This is a genomic window from Arcobacter sp. F2176 (assembly GCF_004116465.1).
Classification (GTDB): domain Bacteria; phylum Campylobacterota; class Campylobacteria; order Campylobacterales; family Arcobacteraceae; genus Arcobacter; species Arcobacter siniprincipis.
Genome location: NZ_PDJV01000031.1, coordinates 1 through 16,330, shown reverse-complemented (window position 1 = coordinate 16,330; position 16,330 = coordinate 1). Strand labels below are relative to the sequence as shown.

Here is a 16,330-nt window from a genome sequence, read left to right as displayed (position 1 = left end):
CATGTTATAATTTATATCTAGAAATTTTTTTTGTAATTTTATAACTTCTTGTGTTGTATAATTTAGATTTAGTTCATTTTGATATACTGGGATAACGATACTAATTTTTTTCATCAATTTTCCTTTATTTCAAAGATTCATAATATGAATTACTTTCTAAATATTTAAGTAAGTCTTTCATATTCATCATTAACAATTTATTTTTTAATATATTCATCTGCTCATCCGTACCTTTTACATTAATTAAATTGTATAGATTTATTAATATATCTATATTATCAATATTATTAGTTAAACTTAATTTTTTTAAAGCAACATCTATATATTTTTGTATATACTGTTTTTCTAAATTAACATTTTGCAAATACTCAAAAACAATATTTAATCTAATAAAATCTTCAAAAGATATATCTTCAATTATTTTTAAGTCACTATTCTTTAGTTTGAATTTATAATTAATCATATTCTGCATAATATTTTCAAAACGTGCAATACTATACGGACCACCAACTTTGTGAGTTTTTAACTCTTCAAGTATTTTTATTTGAACATGCTCTTTATCAATATATTTGAACAAATAATTAGTTGCTTGTAATGCAAGATAATCATTATCATCTTTTGTAAGTTTTATTAAATACTCATTATTAATTTGAATGTCATTGTCATAACAATTCTTAAGTAAATAGTATTTCTTCAAAGGATTTTTTTCTAAAAATAATAATTTTAAAGTATCCTTTTTATTATCTAACTCTGATTGATCTAAAAAATCATTATTAAATAATTTATTTATTTTAAGATCAGACGACATCTTCATTGCTAAAAGTTTAGTTAGTTTTAAAGAACTGTTAAATGTTAAATGATGCCCATCAACACTATCAAATAAATTAAATTTATTATTTCCAATTAAATCAATAAAATGAACATTTTTTTCTTTTGAATATGCTTCATATATTTCTTTATTTACTTGTAAGACACTATCTAAATACTTACTATTCTCATTTGTACGTGCAATATCTAATACTTCAGGAATATTGGTTATCAACACTTCAATATGATTTTCTTTAGCATACTTGATTATTTTGTTAAAAGCATACTGATGCTTTTCGTTAAACTCAATTTTTTTATTAAATGAAGTTGCTAACAATTTAGAAACTTCATATTTTTTATTAGCAAATTTAGTTTCTGATGGTACAAACTTAGATTCTAAATCGCCTCTTATAGAGTATCTTGTTCTTAATCCAACAAAATTTATTTCAGGATTTTTACCTTCTCTTATGTTATGATAAAATTCTGCTAAATTATCGAACAATACTCCTCTATACAAGTAAGGTTTGTAAAAATATGCAAAATAAAATTCCAATAAACTTTTATTACTTATATAAGATTTTGACAAATCTGACAAATCTGATATCCTTAAAGCCTTATCATATGTAAAATAGGAAGCATAAAAAATATCTTTTGTGTAGATAAAATTAGTTTTAGGAACATAATGTAATACTATAAGTTTTGGTTTTTTTCCTTTATCCACTAAATATTTAAGTAAATAATACTTTTCTAAATACATAGCGGCTGGGATTGAAAAATTAAATGCTGTAACTTTTTTATTTATTAATTTAGAATATTCTTCTTCTAATGTCTGTGCATTTAAACCTTGTTCACTATTCGATGAACCAAAAAATATTATATCAGGTGATTTAGACATATTATTTAACAAAGTTAATTTATAATCTATTGTATTCTTTAAAAAATATCTATCATATATTCCACTCCAAAATGGTAGATTAATAAAACTAATAAATCCTAAAATTATAACTATTACGTATATCGTTTTTTTCATTACTAATCCTAAAATTTAAAATAAATAAATACTGGATTTTTGAACAGAGGAATAGTAACTAATATTATTAAAAGTAAAATATTTAAATAAATCACCCTTAGATATAAAAGTTCATAAATTATTAATTCAATTTTCTTCAACATTATAGGACCTATAAATGTAAATAATCCAACAATAAACAGTAATTTATATTCATTAGCATTTACTAATAACACATTATAACTTCCAACTGAAAGTAATTTATTAAACACAAACATTGCATCATAAAATGAATCTAATCTAAAAAAGACCCATGTACATGTTACAAATATAAATGTTATAGTAACTGCTATAGTATGTTTTAAAATTATTAAGTTATTTGGGACGATATTAATTTTTCTCCACTCTGAATAATAATGATAAACTACAAGAGCAATTCCATGCAACATCCCCCAAATTATAAAATTTAAACCTGCTCCATGCCATAATCCACCCAAAGTCATTGTTATGAGTAAATTCCTATAAACTTTTATTTTACTTGTTCTTGATCCACCTAAAGGTATATATAAATAATCCCTCAACCACTGTGATAGTGTAATATGCCATCTCTTCCAAAAATCACTTACATTGACTGCTAAATATGGGGAATTAAAATTTATAGGAATATCAATACCCATCAATTTTGCTAATCCAATAGCAATTAAACTATACCCTGCAAAATCGTAGAATATTTGAAATGAAAAACCTACCATTGCTAACAAAATATCAAGATTTGATGCTGATGATAAATTTCCATAAACTTTATCAACAATAGGAAGACAAATATAATCTGAAAAAACTATTTTTACAAATAATCCTGTTAGTATTAAATAAAATCCTTTTGAGAAATATTCACTTTTTAATGAAAAAGCATCGTTATGCTGTAATTGTTTCGTAAAATCTTGATACCTTTTTATAGGACCTGCTATCATCGTTGGGAAAAAAGCCGGAAATAGTGCAAAGGTAAAAAAATTCTTTATTGGTTTGCTACCTTTATAAACATCTACAATGTAATGAATAAATTCAAATGTAAAAAAAGATATTGCTAAAGGTAAATCATAAATCTTAATATTTTTAAAATCAGCTATTTGTAAATCAAATATATCAAGTACACCAAAATAAATAAATTCTCTATATTTGTAATATGCTAAAACAATTAAAAGCATAGATAATGTGCTAATTAAAATAAGCTTTTTATAACTGTTAAATCGTGTAATTAATAATCCCATACTGTAAACAAATATAGTCAATCCTAAAATTAAATATATCCAATCAGAACCGTTAAATGTGTAAAAATAATAACTAGATACTAATACAAATATATATCTAATTTTTTTAGGAATAAACAAATAAAATCCAAAAAATATAAAGAAAAATATTACAAAATCTAAACTATTAAAAATCATGATATTTTACACTTTATTAGAAAATAGTATACAAAAGTTATCTAATCCAAATACATAAATGCCCTTCTCTTTAGCATTTTTTCTTTCCTGAAATGAATCATCTATTAAAATGGAATTATTCAACATATAGTTTGTTTTATCATCATTCTCGTGAATATGAATAATCTCATCAAAAATATTTGTAATTCCAAATTTATGTAATGTCTTTATAAGATTAAATTTTTTATTTTTTGTTATAAGATAAACTTTTTTGTTTTCATTTTTAGCTTGAAATATAAGTTTCATTAATTCAGTATTGATATATTTTTCATCTAAAAGCAATGTGTCATCAAAATCAATATATAAATTATCAAACTGGATATTATGCTTATAAATAGGTACCAATGCTCGTGCTAAGGAAAGTTGAATATCATTTATTATAACTTCTACTTTTAAACCTAATTTTTGATAAATTGCAAGTTCTACAAAATTTATACCCCTTGAACGATTTAACATCATTGTTCCAGAAACTCTAGGCCCAATTTCTAGCAGTCTTAGTTCTCTGTCTTTATTAAACTTCATCTGAAAAAACCAAATTCCATGTAAATTTAACTCTTTACTAATGACAGTAGCATGTTTTTCAAACTGTTTATTTAAACTTATGTCTGAAATAAATGTTGATTGTATAGAGATTCCTCTTGTTGTTTTTTCTCTTGTTCTAGCACCAAAATATAATACATTACCTTTATCCGAAAAACAATCTATTGTAAACTCTTCATCTGTTAAAAGTTCCATTACAATAAATTCTTCTCTTTTATGGTTTGAAAAAAAGGTATGAAATTCTTGTAGAGTATTTAATCTTTGTGCATCTAATGAACCTTGACCTTTAATAGGTTTTGTAAAAATTGGAAAACTATTTTTGGCTGGAGTATTTTCAAATACTTTTGCAATAGGAAGTAAGTTTTGAAAATATTCATAAGTTTTATCTTTAAATCTCACTATTTCATTGACTTGTTGTGTTTGACCGATGACTTTAGCATTTAATTTACTCTCTAAAATGCTCAATACATAAGCAACATCATCATGTGCAGGTATAATGAAATTTATTTCTTTATTTTGAATAAGATTGTTTAATTTTTCTTCAAATATATCAGCAGTAACATAAGGTAAAATACTGATATCTTTATCTCTATAATTACAATAAGAAATTCCTTCACTAGAAGCAAAATGCAACTTAAAATACTTGTGATTTTTTAAAGAGTTTATTGCTTCATTTGCTATTTCAGTTCCACATGGAAAGATTAAAATATTATAGTTTTTCAAATATTTTCCTTTATAATTTTTACAATCTGTATTTGAATATCTTTTTCCAATTCAGCATAAATAGGTAAACAAAGTATTCTTTTGCTTATATCTCTTGATATTTTACACTCTTGTTTTGGCTCGATATAATCCAAAGTATCAAGAGATGGATAAAAATATCTTCGTGGAAATATTTGTTTTTCATTTAAAGCTTTTTGTACTTTTAAAAGTTCTTCTTCACTTTTGAAAACTACAGGAAAATAACTGTAGTTTTCTGTTGCTTTTTCTTTTTTCTCTTGAAACTGCACCAATCCTTTTAGTTTACTTTGATAAGTTTCTAATATAGTTTTTCTTTTTGCTTTGATTTCTTCTATGTCATCAAGTACACAAAGTCCCATGGCTGCCTCAAACTCATTCATCTTAGCATTAGTACCTAGATGTGGTATTTCTTCCGCATTTTTTATACCAAAGTTTATAAGGTATCTTGCTTTTTGCACTAACTTATCATCATTAATGATTAAAGCTCCACCTTCTATACTATGAAAAAGTTTAGTTGAATGAAAACTAAGAGTTGATATATCTCCATAGTTTAATAAACTTTTGTCTTTGTATTGTACATCAAAAGCATGTGCTGCATCATAAATCACTTTAAGATTATGTTTATTAGCTATTTGTTCTATTTCTTCTACTTCACAAGCATTTCCAAAAACATGTACAGGAACTATTGCTGAAGTGTTTGGTGTGATGAGCTTTTCTATATTTTTAGGGTCTAGATTAAATGAATTTTGGTCAATATCTGCAAATATAGGTAAAATATTGTTTGTTACAAGTGAACTTGTAGTTGCCACAAAACTAAAAGGAGTCGTAATAGCAAATCCTTTTATATCCAAAGTTCTATATGCTATCTCAAGAGCTACTGTACCATTTGAAACTAAAATTATATTTTTAACTCCTAAATATTCAGCAAGTCTTTTTTCAAGTCTTTGGACTAACGGACCATTGTTTGTAAGCCATCCATTTTCGTAGATTTCATCTATATACTTTTTATATTTTTCTTTGTTTGGAAGATATGTTTTTGTTACATTAATCATTTATTTATTCCATATTTATTTAAATACCATTCAATAGTTTTCACAATTCCACTATCAAAGTTCTCATCTGCTCTCCAACCAAGCTCAAGTACTAGTTTAGTTGCATCAATTGCATATCTTCTATCGTGTCCTGCTCTATCTTCTACCAAAGTGATAAGGTCTTTGTATGAAGATAGGGATTGCTTCGTTCCTCGGAATGACGAAAGAGGAACTTTTTCATCAAGAATAGTACATATTCTATCAACTATTTGAAGGTTTGTTCTTTCATTTCTTCCACCTATATTATATGTTTCACCTTTATTACCATTGTGATATACGAGGTCTATCCCTTTACAGTGATCTAATACATATAACCAATCTCTAATGTTTTTCCCATCTCCATAGATTGGAATAGGATTATTATTTAGAGCATTTCTTATGATTGTTGGAATTAGTTTTTCATCATGTTGTTTTGGACCATAATTATTTGAGCAGTTTGTTATAACAGCATTTAATCCAAATGTCTCTACATAAGCTCGGACAATCATATCAGATGAAGCTTTGCTAGCACTATATGGAGAGTTTGGAGCATAAGGTGTTTTCTCAGTAAAAAGATCATTTGGATCTAGGCTTAATGTTCCATATACTTCATCTGTTGATATATGATGAAATCTACAATTTTGGAAATTTGATTTATAAATAAATGGTTTTTTCATCCAATAGTTTTTTGCTACATCTACAAGAGTATAAGTTCCATTTACATTTGTTTGTACAAATACCCCAGGGTTTTTGATACTATTATCTACATGAGATTCTGCTGCAAAATGAATTACTCCTTGTATATCATATTCGTTGAATATAAACTCTACAAGCTCACGATTACAAATATCACCTTTGATAAATTTATATCTAGGGTTATTCTCACATTCAGTAAGATTTTCAAGATTACCTGCATAAGTGAGCAGATCTAGATTTACTAAGTTATACTCTGGATATTTTTCTAAAAAGTATGGTACAAAGTTTGAACCAATGAATCCTGCTGTTCCTGTAATTAGTAAGGTTTTATTATTGTTATTGAGCATCATCTTCCTTTACAAGGTCATAAAGGTATTGTCCATATTCATTTTTGGAAAGTGGTTTTGCTATTTCAAGAATTTTTTCTTTATTTATCCAACCATTATTATAAGCTATCTCTTCAAGACAAGCTATTTTATACCCTTGTCTATGTTCTATAGTTTGTACAAATTGTCCTGCTTCTATAAGACTATCATGTGTTCCCGTATCAAGCCATGCAAATCCACGACCTAAAAGTTCAACTTTTAATTTTCCTCTTTTGAGATACTCTTGATTTACTGTTGTAATTTCAAGCTCACCTCTGTCTGAAGGTTTTACATTTTTAGCTATTTTTATTACATCATTGTCATAAAAATATAGTCCAGTTACTGCAAAGTTTGATTTTGGTTTAGTAGGTTTTTCTTCTATGCTTATTGCATTTTTATCTTTATCAAATTCTACTACACCAAATCTTTCAGGGTCTTTTACTTGATATCCAAATACAACTGCTCCCTCTTTGATTGAAGCTGCATTTTGTAGAATAGGAGAAAAACCTTGTCCATAAAAGATATTGTCTCCAAGTATTAAACAAACTGAATCATTTCCTATAAAGTCTTCTCCTAAAATAAATGCTTGGGCTAACCCATCTGGAGATGGTTGGATTTTATACTCTAATTTTATACCCCAATCACTCCCATCTCCCAACAATTCTTTAAATTTGCCAATATCTTGTGGTGTTGAGATGATAAGTATCTCTTTTATTCCAGCAAGCATCAAAACTGAAAGTGGGTAATAAATCATAGGTTTATCATAAATAGGAAGAAGTTGCTTACTTATACTTCTAGTAACTGGGTAAAGTCGTGTCCCTGAACCTCCAGCTAAAATTATTCCTTTCATAGTTTTTCCCCATCTTCTTTATTTAAATACCATTCATACATAGTCTTTATCCCATCTTCAAGGTCAACCTTATGTTGCCAACCTAGAGAATGAAGTTTTGATGGATCTGTTAGCTTTACCATTGTTCCATCTGGTTTGTCTGTGTTAAATACTAGATTACCTTTGAATCCAAGGATATCTTTGATAAGTTCTGCAAGTTCTTTGATAGAGATATCTTCACCTGTACCTATATTAATATGAGTGTTTCTTATCTCTTTGTTTGCTTCTTTATAGGTATCTTTAAAATCTCTACTTTTTAGTAAAAATACACAAGCATCAGCCATATCTTCTGAGTATAAAAATTCTCTTCTTGGATTTCCTGTTCCCCAAATCTCAACTGAATCTTTTGAAACTCCAAATTTTGAAAGATAAGTAATTACTTCTTGTATAGAATTCATATTTAAATCTTGTAAAACTTCATTATACTTTTCTTCATTTAAAAGTTTTGCTAAATATATTTTTCTGATAAGTGCAGGTAATACATGAGACTTCTCTAAATCAAAGTTATCATTTGGTCCATAAAGATTTGTTGGCATTACTGATATAAAGTTTGTACCATATTGTAGGTTATAACTCTCACACATTTTTATACCTGCTATTTTTGCTATTGCATATGGCTCATTTGTATATTCTAAAGGAGATGTTAATAAACTATCTTCACTCATAGGTTGAGGAGCATTTTTTGGATAAATGCAAGTTGATCCTAAGAAGAGTAGTTTTTTTACTTTATGAACATAACTTTGATGAATTATATTATTTTGAATTTGCAAGTTTTCATAAATGAAATCTGCTCTGTATGTATTATTTGCAATTATTCCACCTACTTTTGCAGCAGCTAGTATTACATATTCTGGTTTTTCAGTTTGAAAAAATTCTTCTACATCTTTTTGATTTAGTAAGTCTAATTCCTTATGAGTTCTATATATTAAATTAGTATAGCCTTTACTTTGAAGGTTTTTTACTATTGCAGAACCAACTAAACCTCTATGTCCAGCAATATAAATTTTACTATTTTTTTTCATCTTATTCAAAGTAACTCATAATTTTATATCCACCATCTTTTAGATAAACATCTTTTGTCATTAATTTTAAATCTGATTTCATCATATCATTTACTAAATCTTGTAGTTTATACTCTCTATTCCATCCAAGTTTTGTTTCTGCTTTAGTAGGGTTTCCTAAAAGTAAATCAACTTCTGTTGGTCTAAAATATCTAGGGTCAACACATACGACAACTTTGTTGTCTAGGTTATTGGTATATTTGTTATTAGTTACTTGCTCATATTTAGCAATATCAACTGAATCAACAATTCCAACTTCATCAACTCCCTCACCTTCAAATCTTAAGTTAATACCAGCATAAGCAAAAGCAAATTTTACGAAATCTCTTACAGTTGTAGTTTGACCTGTTGCTATAACCCAATCTTCTGGTTCATCAGCTTGTAAAATCATCCACATCATTCGTACATAATCTTTTGCATGTCCCCAATCTCTTTTTGCATCTAGATTTCCAAGGTATAGTTTATCTTGTAGTCCAAGAGCTATTTTAGATGCAGCTCTTGTTATTTTTCTTGTTACGAATGTTTCACCTCGTACAGGACTTTCATGGTTAAATAAAATACCATTACAAGCAAACATTCCATAAGCTTCTCTATAGTTTACAGTTATCCAATACGCATACATTTTTGCTACTGCATATGGGCTTCTAGGATAAAAAGGTGTTGTTTCACTTTGTGGTGTTTCTTGTACTTTTCCAAAAAGTTCACTAGTTGAAGCTTGATATATTTTTGTCTTTTTTGTTAAGCCTAAAAGTTTTACCGCTTCTAAAATTCTAAGTGTTCCTGTTCCATCTGCATTTGCAACATATTCTGGTGTTTCAAATGAAACGGCAACATGACTCATTGCAGCTAAATTATATATTTCATCAGGTTGTACTTCTTGAATGATACGAGTAAGATTCATAGAATCTGTCATATCCCCAAAGTGTAGTATTAAGTTTCTATTTTCTACATGAGGATCTTCATAAAGGTGATCAATTCTATCTGTATTGAACAAAGAACTTCTTCTTTTTATACCATGTACTTCATAACCTTTTTTTAGTAAAAATTCTGCTAAATAACTTCCATCTTGTCCTGTTATTCCTGTGATTAATGCTACTTTTTGTTCTATCATACTTATCCTACTTTTGTTTATTTATTATTTTATCTAATTTCTTTTAAAGTCATCATCAATTCTAACGATATCATCTTCACCTGTATATTCACCTACTTGTGCCTCAATAATTACTAAAGGTAATTTACCTTGATTTTCAAGTCTGTGCAATTGTCCTGCTTTTATATATGTTGACTCATTTGGGTTTAAAATAAATGTTTTATCTTCTATTGTAACTGTAGCACAACCTGATACTACTATCCAATGTTCATTTCTATGAAAATGTTTTTGTAAAGATAATCTTTTTCCTGATTTTACTTCTATTTTTTTTATTTTATAACCAGGGCTATTTTCTAAAATAGTATATGTCCCCCAAGGTCTATGCCCTGTTAAGTGTACATTATGAAGTTCACTTTTTTGCTCTTTTAGTTTTTGAACAACTTGTTTTACTTTTTGGCTAGAGCCTTTTTTTGAAACTAAAAGTGCATCTCCAGTATCAACGATAATACAATCTTTTATATCTACTGTTGCTATTTTTCTATCATTACCATAGATTAAATTATTAGTTGAATCTATACAAATATGATTATCATTTATTGTATTATTATTTTCATCTTTTGGAAGTTCATCATACAAGCTATCAAAGCTTCCTACATCACTCCACGAAATATCTGAGGGGATTACTTTTACTTTATCTGATTTTTCCATTACAGCGTAATCTATACTATCTTCTGGTATATTTATCATATCTTCATGTTTTATTCTTATTATATTTTCTTTATTTGCATTATTAAATGCTATTAAAGAATTTTCATAAATTTCTGGGGAATATTTTTTTAGTTCATCTAGAAATACTCCTGCTTTAAACATAAACATTCCTGAGTTCCAGTAATAATTACCTGCTTTTAAATATTGTGTTGCTATATTTAAGTCTGGCTTTTCATGAAAGGCTTTTACATCATATTTATTCTCAGATTCAATATATCCATATCCAGTCTCTGCAAAAGTTGGAGTTATTCCAAAGGTTACTAATTTTTCATCATTCGCAAACTCTTTTGCTTGGTTTATAACTTTTTTATATTCTATTTCATTTTTTATTAGGTGATCTGAGGGTGTTACTAAAACAATTTCTTCTTTATCTAATGCCATACAAGCTAAAGCAATTGCTGGTGCAGTGTTTCTTCCTATTGGCTCTAATAAAAATTTTAAATCTTGAATTTTGAATTTTGAATTTTCTTCCAATTGGTCTAATGCTAAAAAGTATTGTTCTGTATTTGATACTATGAAATTTTTATTACATACTTTATTATTTCTTTCAACTGTTAATTGGAAGAGTGATTTGTTATTAAAAAGTTTTACAAACTGTTTTGGCATAAGTGTTCGACTTATTGGCCATAGTCTTGTCCCACTTCCTCCGCATAATATTAGGTTTGTCATTATTATAACCTTCCATTACTATTTTTTAAAATAGATTTAATATCATAAATAATTTGATTCTCATTATTAAACTCTAATACTTTATATTTATCGTGAGCAACAGCAAGTATAATTGCTTCATAATCTTCATATATAACATCATTCTTCAAATCTAAATTATATTCATTTTTAACTTCATCTTTATCAACCCAGTAATCAGAAACTGTTATATTACACCCAAACTCTTTTAGTTCTTCTATAACATCTATAACTCTAGAGTTTCTTATATCAGGACAATTTTCTTTAAATGTAATACCTAATACAAGAATATTAGATCCTTCGATTTTGTGGCCTTTTTTTATCATTAGTTTTATTACTTGATTAGCTACATAAATACCCATATTATCATTTAGTCTTCTTCCTGCAAGTATAATTTCAGGATTGTATCCTACTTGCTGTGCTTTATGTGTAAGATAATAGGGATCTACCCCTATACAATGTCCTCCTACTAACCCTGGTCTAAATGGTAAAAAGTTCCATTTTGTACCAGCTGCTTCAAGAACATCATTAGTATTTATTCCTAATTTATTAAAAATAATTGCAAGTTCATTTACAAATGCTATATTTATATCCCTTTGAGAATTCTCAATAACTTTTGCAGCTTCTGCAACCTTAATAGTTGGAGCTAAATGAGTCCCAGCAGTGATAATACTAGCATAAAGTTCATCTACTTTTTTCCCAATTTCTGGAGTTGAACCTGAAGTAACTTTAAGTATTTTTGTTACTGTATGTTCTTTATCGCCTGGATTGATTCTTTCAGGTGAGTATCCACAATAAAAATCTTGGTTAAATTTCAAATTTGAATGTTTTTCAAGAATAGGAACACAATCTTCTTCTGTAGCACCAGGATAAACTGTAGATTCATAAATAACAATATCATCTTGTTTAAGCACTCTTCCTATTGTTTCACTTGCTTTTATAAGTAGTGTTAAATCAGGCCTTTTATTTTTATCAATTGGAGTGGGAACAGTAACGATATAAACATTACAATCTTTTATATCATTTATATCTAATGTAAATTTCATTCCATTATTAAGTGCTTTTTTGACTTGTGCTTCTGTTAATTCTAAAGTTCTATCATAACCACTTTTTAATTCATCAATTCTCCAAGCAGATATATCAAACCCAACTACTTGATATTTTTCACTAAATGCATGAGCTAAAGGTAATCCTACATATCCTAATCCAATTACACATATTTTTACACCACTTATATTTTGCATATTATTTTGTACTCCCATCTTGGTTAAGTCCAAAAAACTTTAAATACCAATCAATAAAATTATCAATTCCTTCCTGTATTGGTGTTTCTGGTTTATAATTTAAATTTTCAACCAAATCACTTACATCAGCATAAGTTGAAGGAACATCTCCAGCTTGGATTGGTAGCATATTTTTTTTTATTTTTTTACCTAACTTATTTTCTATAGCTTCTATAAAGTCCATAAGCTTAACAGGATTGTTATTTCCAATATTATATATTTTATATGGTGCAGATGATGTTGAAGGTTCTTTTTTATCCCAACTTTTATTTACTTTGGCAGGATTATCAATAACTCTAATTACTCCTTCTACTATATCATCAACATAAGTAAAATCTCTAAGCATATTTCCATTATTAAATACATCTATTGATTTTCCTTCTAAAGCAGCTTTAGTAAATAAAAAAAGAGCCATATCTGGTCTTCCCCATGGTCCATAAACTGTAAAGAATCTAAGACCTGTTGTTGATATATCAAAAAGATGAGAATAAGTATGAGCCATAAGTTCATTACTTTTTTTACTAGCTGCATAAAGTGAAATAGGATGATCTACATTGTGGTTAGTAGAAAAAGGTAGTTCTTCATTAAGTCCATAAACAGATGAACTTGAAGCATATGATAAATTTTTTACTCCATGATGCCTACAAGCCTCTAAAATATTCATAAAACCTATAATATTTGAATCTATATAAGCATCTGGATTAGTAAGAGAATATCTAACTCCCGCTTGAGCTGCTAGATTACAAACAGCATCAAATTTTTCTTGCTCAAAAAGTTGCATCATCGCATCTTTATCTTCAAGATTCATTTTTATAAATTTATAATTAGGATTATTATTTGATTTAATAAGTTTCCCATATGGAATTTCTTTGCCGTCTTCAAGAAAATCAATTATTCCTGATCTTTGTAATCTTCCATATTTTACATTTTGGTCATAGTAATCATTAATATTATCTAATCCTATAACCTCATCACCTCGTTCTAACAGTTTTATTGCTAAATGACTACCAATAAATCCTGCTGTTCCTGTTACTAATATCTTCAATATTTTTTTCCTCTTAACTATCACTGTTAAATATATCTCTTGTGTAAACTTTATCTTTTACATCAAGTATATCTTCACTTAATCTATTTGCTACAATTACATCAGAAATATTTTTAAACTCTTCTAAATCTTTAATCACTTTTGAGTTAAAAAAGTCATTTTCTTCTATAACTGGTTCATAAACAACTACTTCTATACCTTTTGCTTTTATTCTTTTCATTATACCTTGAATAGCTGAGCTTCTAAAGTTATCACTTCCTGATTTCATTACAAGTCTATAGATACCTACAATTTTTCCAGGAAGCTTTTCGCTTTGCGAAACCGCATTTGCTAGCTTTGATTTTCTTAACTTTTTAATAATAGAATCTGCTATAAAATCTTTTCTTGTAGAGTTTGACTCTACTATGGCGTTGATTAGATTTGATGGGACATCTGCGTAGTTTGCTCTTAGTTGTTTTGTATCTTTTGGTAAACAGTATCCACCATAACCAAAGCTTGGATTGTTGTAATGTGTTCCTATTCTTGGGTCTAAACCTACACCTTCAATGATTTGTCTACTATCTAAATCATGAGATTGAGCATAAGAGTCTAATTCATTAAAATATGCAACTCTCATGGCCAAGTATGTATTTGCAAAAAGTTTTATAGCCTCTGCTTCTGTAGAATCTGTAAAAAGAATATCAATATTCTCTTTTATTGCACCTTGTGCCAAAAAATTTGCAAAAATAGTTGCTCTTTCACTTTTTTCACCAACAATTATTCTTGATGGATATAAGTTATCATATAAAGCAAGTCCTTCTCTTAAGAATTCTGGGGAAAATATAATATTGTCAGTATTGAATTTTTCTCTTAGTGTTTTTGTATATCCAACTGGAATAGTTGATTTTATTACCATTGTTGTGTTTGGGTTTATAGTTAATACATCAGAAATAACATATTCTATTGATTTTGTGTTGAAATAGTTCGTTTGTGGATCATAATCTGTTGGCGTTGCAATGATTACATAATCAGCATCTTTATATGCTTGCTCTTTATCTAAAGTTGCAGTAAAGTTTAAATCATCTCTCTTTAGGTACTCTTCTATCTCTTTATCTTCTATTGGAGATATTTTTTTCTTTAACATCTCAACTTTTTCAGGAATAATATCTAATGCAACCACTTCATTGTGTTGTGATAATAAAATTCCATTTGATAAACCAACATATCCTGTTCCAGCTATTGCTATTTTCATTTGATATTTTCTCCTAATCTATTTTCCCACTCATATGCACTTTTACATATTAATTCTAATTTTTCATATTTAGGTGTCCAAGACATTTTTGATTTTATTTTTCTATTGTCAGATATTAAAATAGCTGGGTCACCGGCTCTTCTTGAGGTGATATTTACTTGAAAATTAGCATTTGCAGCTTTTTTTGCTACTTCGATTACTTCTTTTACTGAATAGCCTTTACCATATCCAGCATTGAAAATTTCGCTTATATTATTATCAAGATATTTTATCGCTTTTATGTGAGCATCAGCTAAATCATCCACATGAATATAATCTCGAACTCCAGTACCATCTTTAGTATCAAAGTCATCACCAAATATAGACATCTTATCTCTTTCCCCTGTAGCACATTCACTTACTATTTTTATTAGATGTGTTGCATTTGGGAAACTTTGTCCTATTCTTGGAGTTAATTTATCATCTTCATAGTTAATATCAGCCCCTGCTACATTGAAATATCTAAATATGACATATTTAAAATCATCATTTACACTTGCTGTATCTTGTAAGACTTTTTCACTCATTAGTTTACTCATACCATATGGGTTTATCGGATTTGTTGGATAAGTTTCATCTATTCCATTTTCTGGAATATTTGTTGGTTCTCCATAAACAGCAGCTGTACTTGAAAATATAAATTTACTCACATTATTTTCAACTGCACATTTGATTAGGTTTGTTGTATTAACTGTATTGTTCATATAATATTTTAATGGATTTTCAACTGATTCAGGTACTACTATACTTGCGGCAAAGTGGATGATTGTATTTATTTTATTTTCTTTTAATACATTATTTATTTCATCAAACTCTTTTAAGTCAAGCTGTATAAATTTGAATTCTCTAATTGCTTTTAAGGTATCAAGTGTTTTTATACTACCTGTTGATAGATTATCAAGTATGATTATATTGTAACTTGTGGTTTCTAATAATTGCTTTGCTACATGGCTTCCAATGTATCCTGCGCCACCTGTTATTAATATATTCAAATTGTATCTCTCATTCTTTAATTCTAGTGTGAGATTATACCAAATAGAATCTTTAATTTGTATTTAAATAGTTAATCAAAAGTTACAAAAAATATTTGATTTTGATAATTAATATGTTTAATGTAAAGATTAAGTGTATTATTAAATCAGTTTCTTACTCTAACATTTAAATATAGTTTTGGAGTTTTGTGTTAGATAAAAGTGGAGGAGCTAGTCGGACTCGAACCAACGCATATCGGATTTGCAATCCGAGGCATTACCAACTTTGCTATAGCTCCGTAAATATTAAATCATATAAAATAAGAATTAAACGATTTAATTAAAGTGGCAGAGAGCAAGGGATTCGAACCCTCGGAGGCGTGAACCTCGCCGGTTTTCAAAACCGGTCCATTCGACCAACTCTGGCAACTCTCTAACATTAATATAATAGTGGTGCGAATGGTAGGAATCGAACCGACACTCCGAAAACGGAATGGGATTTTAAGGCCAACGCGTCTACCTATTCCGCCACACTCGCACTATTTGGTAGATTA

General features: G+C 28.0%; 13 protein-coding genes and 2 tRNA genes. All 15 read right to left on the bottom strand.

Annotation, left to right across the window (positions count from 1 at the left end; all coding sequences use genetic code 11):
- Positions 1-124: 124 nt before the first annotated feature.
- Complete coding sequence (locus CRU95_RS15525) at positions 125-1,837, bottom strand: hypothetical protein (RefSeq protein WP_129102030.1); 1,713 nt, start codon at positions 1,835-1,837, stop codon at positions 125-127.
- A gap of 8 nt (positions 1,838-1,845) precedes the next feature.
- Positions 1,846-3,261, bottom strand: coding sequence for an MBOAT family protein (locus CRU95_RS15520; RefSeq protein WP_129102029.1), 1,416 nt, complete (start codon positions 3,259-3,261; stop codon positions 1,846-1,848).
- 6 nt (positions 3,262-3,267) lie between these two features.
- Positions 3,268-4,563 (bottom strand): ATP-grasp domain-containing protein, encoded by a 1,296-nt coding sequence (locus CRU95_RS15515; protein ID WP_129102028.1) that lies wholly within the window; start codon positions 4,561-4,563, stop codon positions 3,268-3,270.
- Entirely contained in the window at positions 4,560-5,633 is a 1,074-nt protein-coding gene (locus CRU95_RS15510; RefSeq protein ID WP_129102027.1) for a DegT/DnrJ/EryC1/StrS aminotransferase family protein, read from the bottom strand. The genes CRU95_RS15515 and CRU95_RS15510 overlap by 4 nt, the downstream gene beginning before the upstream one ends.
- Positions 5,630-6,694: a dTDP-glucose 4,6-dehydratase gene (rfbB, locus tag CRU95_RS15505; protein ID WP_129102026.1), complete on the bottom strand. Its 1,065-nt coding sequence runs from the start codon at positions 6,692-6,694 to the stop codon at positions 5,630-5,632. Before rfbB ends, CRU95_RS15510 begins: the two co-directional genes overlap by 4 nt.
- Positions 6,684-7,562, bottom strand: coding sequence for a glucose-1-phosphate thymidylyltransferase RfbA (rfbA, locus tag CRU95_RS15500; RefSeq protein WP_129102025.1), 879 nt, complete (start codon positions 7,560-7,562; stop codon positions 6,684-6,686). Before rfbA ends, rfbB begins: the two co-directional genes overlap by 11 nt.
- Entirely contained in the window at positions 7,559-8,623 is a 1,065-nt protein-coding gene (locus CRU95_RS15495) for a GDP-L-fucose synthase (RefSeq protein ID WP_129102031.1), read from the bottom strand. The genes rfbA and CRU95_RS15495 overlap by 4 nt, the downstream gene beginning before the upstream one ends.
- A 1-nt stretch (position 8,624) precedes the next feature.
- Positions 8,625-9,773, bottom strand: coding sequence for a GDP-mannose 4,6-dehydratase (gene gmd, locus CRU95_RS15490; protein ID WP_129102024.1), 1,149 nt, complete (start codon positions 9,771-9,773; stop codon positions 8,625-8,627).
- Between the two features lie 33 nt (positions 9,774-9,806).
- The gene (locus CRU95_RS15485; RefSeq protein WP_129102023.1) at positions 9,807-11,189 is read right to left on the bottom strand and encodes a mannose-1-phosphate guanylyltransferase/mannose-6-phosphate isomerase; all 1,383 of its coding nucleotides are present in this window, start codon (positions 11,187-11,189) and stop codon (positions 9,807-9,809) included.
- Positions 11,190-11,191: 2 nt separating this feature from the next.
- Positions 11,192-12,451 (bottom strand): nucleotide sugar dehydrogenase, encoded by a 1,260-nt coding sequence (locus CRU95_RS15480; RefSeq protein ID WP_129102022.1) that lies wholly within the window; start codon positions 12,449-12,451, stop codon positions 11,192-11,194.
- Position 12,452: 1 nt separating this feature from the next.
- Entirely contained in the window at positions 12,453-13,535 is a 1,083-nt protein-coding gene (locus tag CRU95_RS15475; RefSeq protein WP_129102021.1) for an NAD-dependent epimerase, read from the bottom strand.
- A gap of 13 nt (positions 13,536-13,548) precedes the next feature.
- Positions 13,549-14,766 carry a nucleotide sugar dehydrogenase gene (locus CRU95_RS15470; protein WP_129102020.1) on the bottom strand — a complete coding sequence of 406 codons (1,218 nt, stop codon included), beginning with the start codon at positions 14,764-14,766 and terminating at the stop codon, positions 13,549-13,551.
- Positions 14,763-15,797: a UDP-glucose 4-epimerase GalE gene (gene galE, locus CRU95_RS15465; RefSeq protein ID WP_129102019.1), complete on the bottom strand. Its 1,035-nt coding sequence runs from the start codon at positions 15,795-15,797 to the stop codon at positions 14,763-14,765. Before galE ends, CRU95_RS15470 begins: the two co-directional genes overlap by 4 nt.
- 202 nt (positions 15,798-15,999) lie before the next feature.
- Positions 16,000-16,075, bottom strand: a tRNA-Cys gene (locus CRU95_RS15460).
- 47 nt (positions 16,076-16,122) lie between these two features.
- Positions 16,123-16,211 (bottom strand) — tRNA-Ser (locus CRU95_RS15455).
- Positions 16,212-16,330 lie beyond the last annotated feature (119 nt).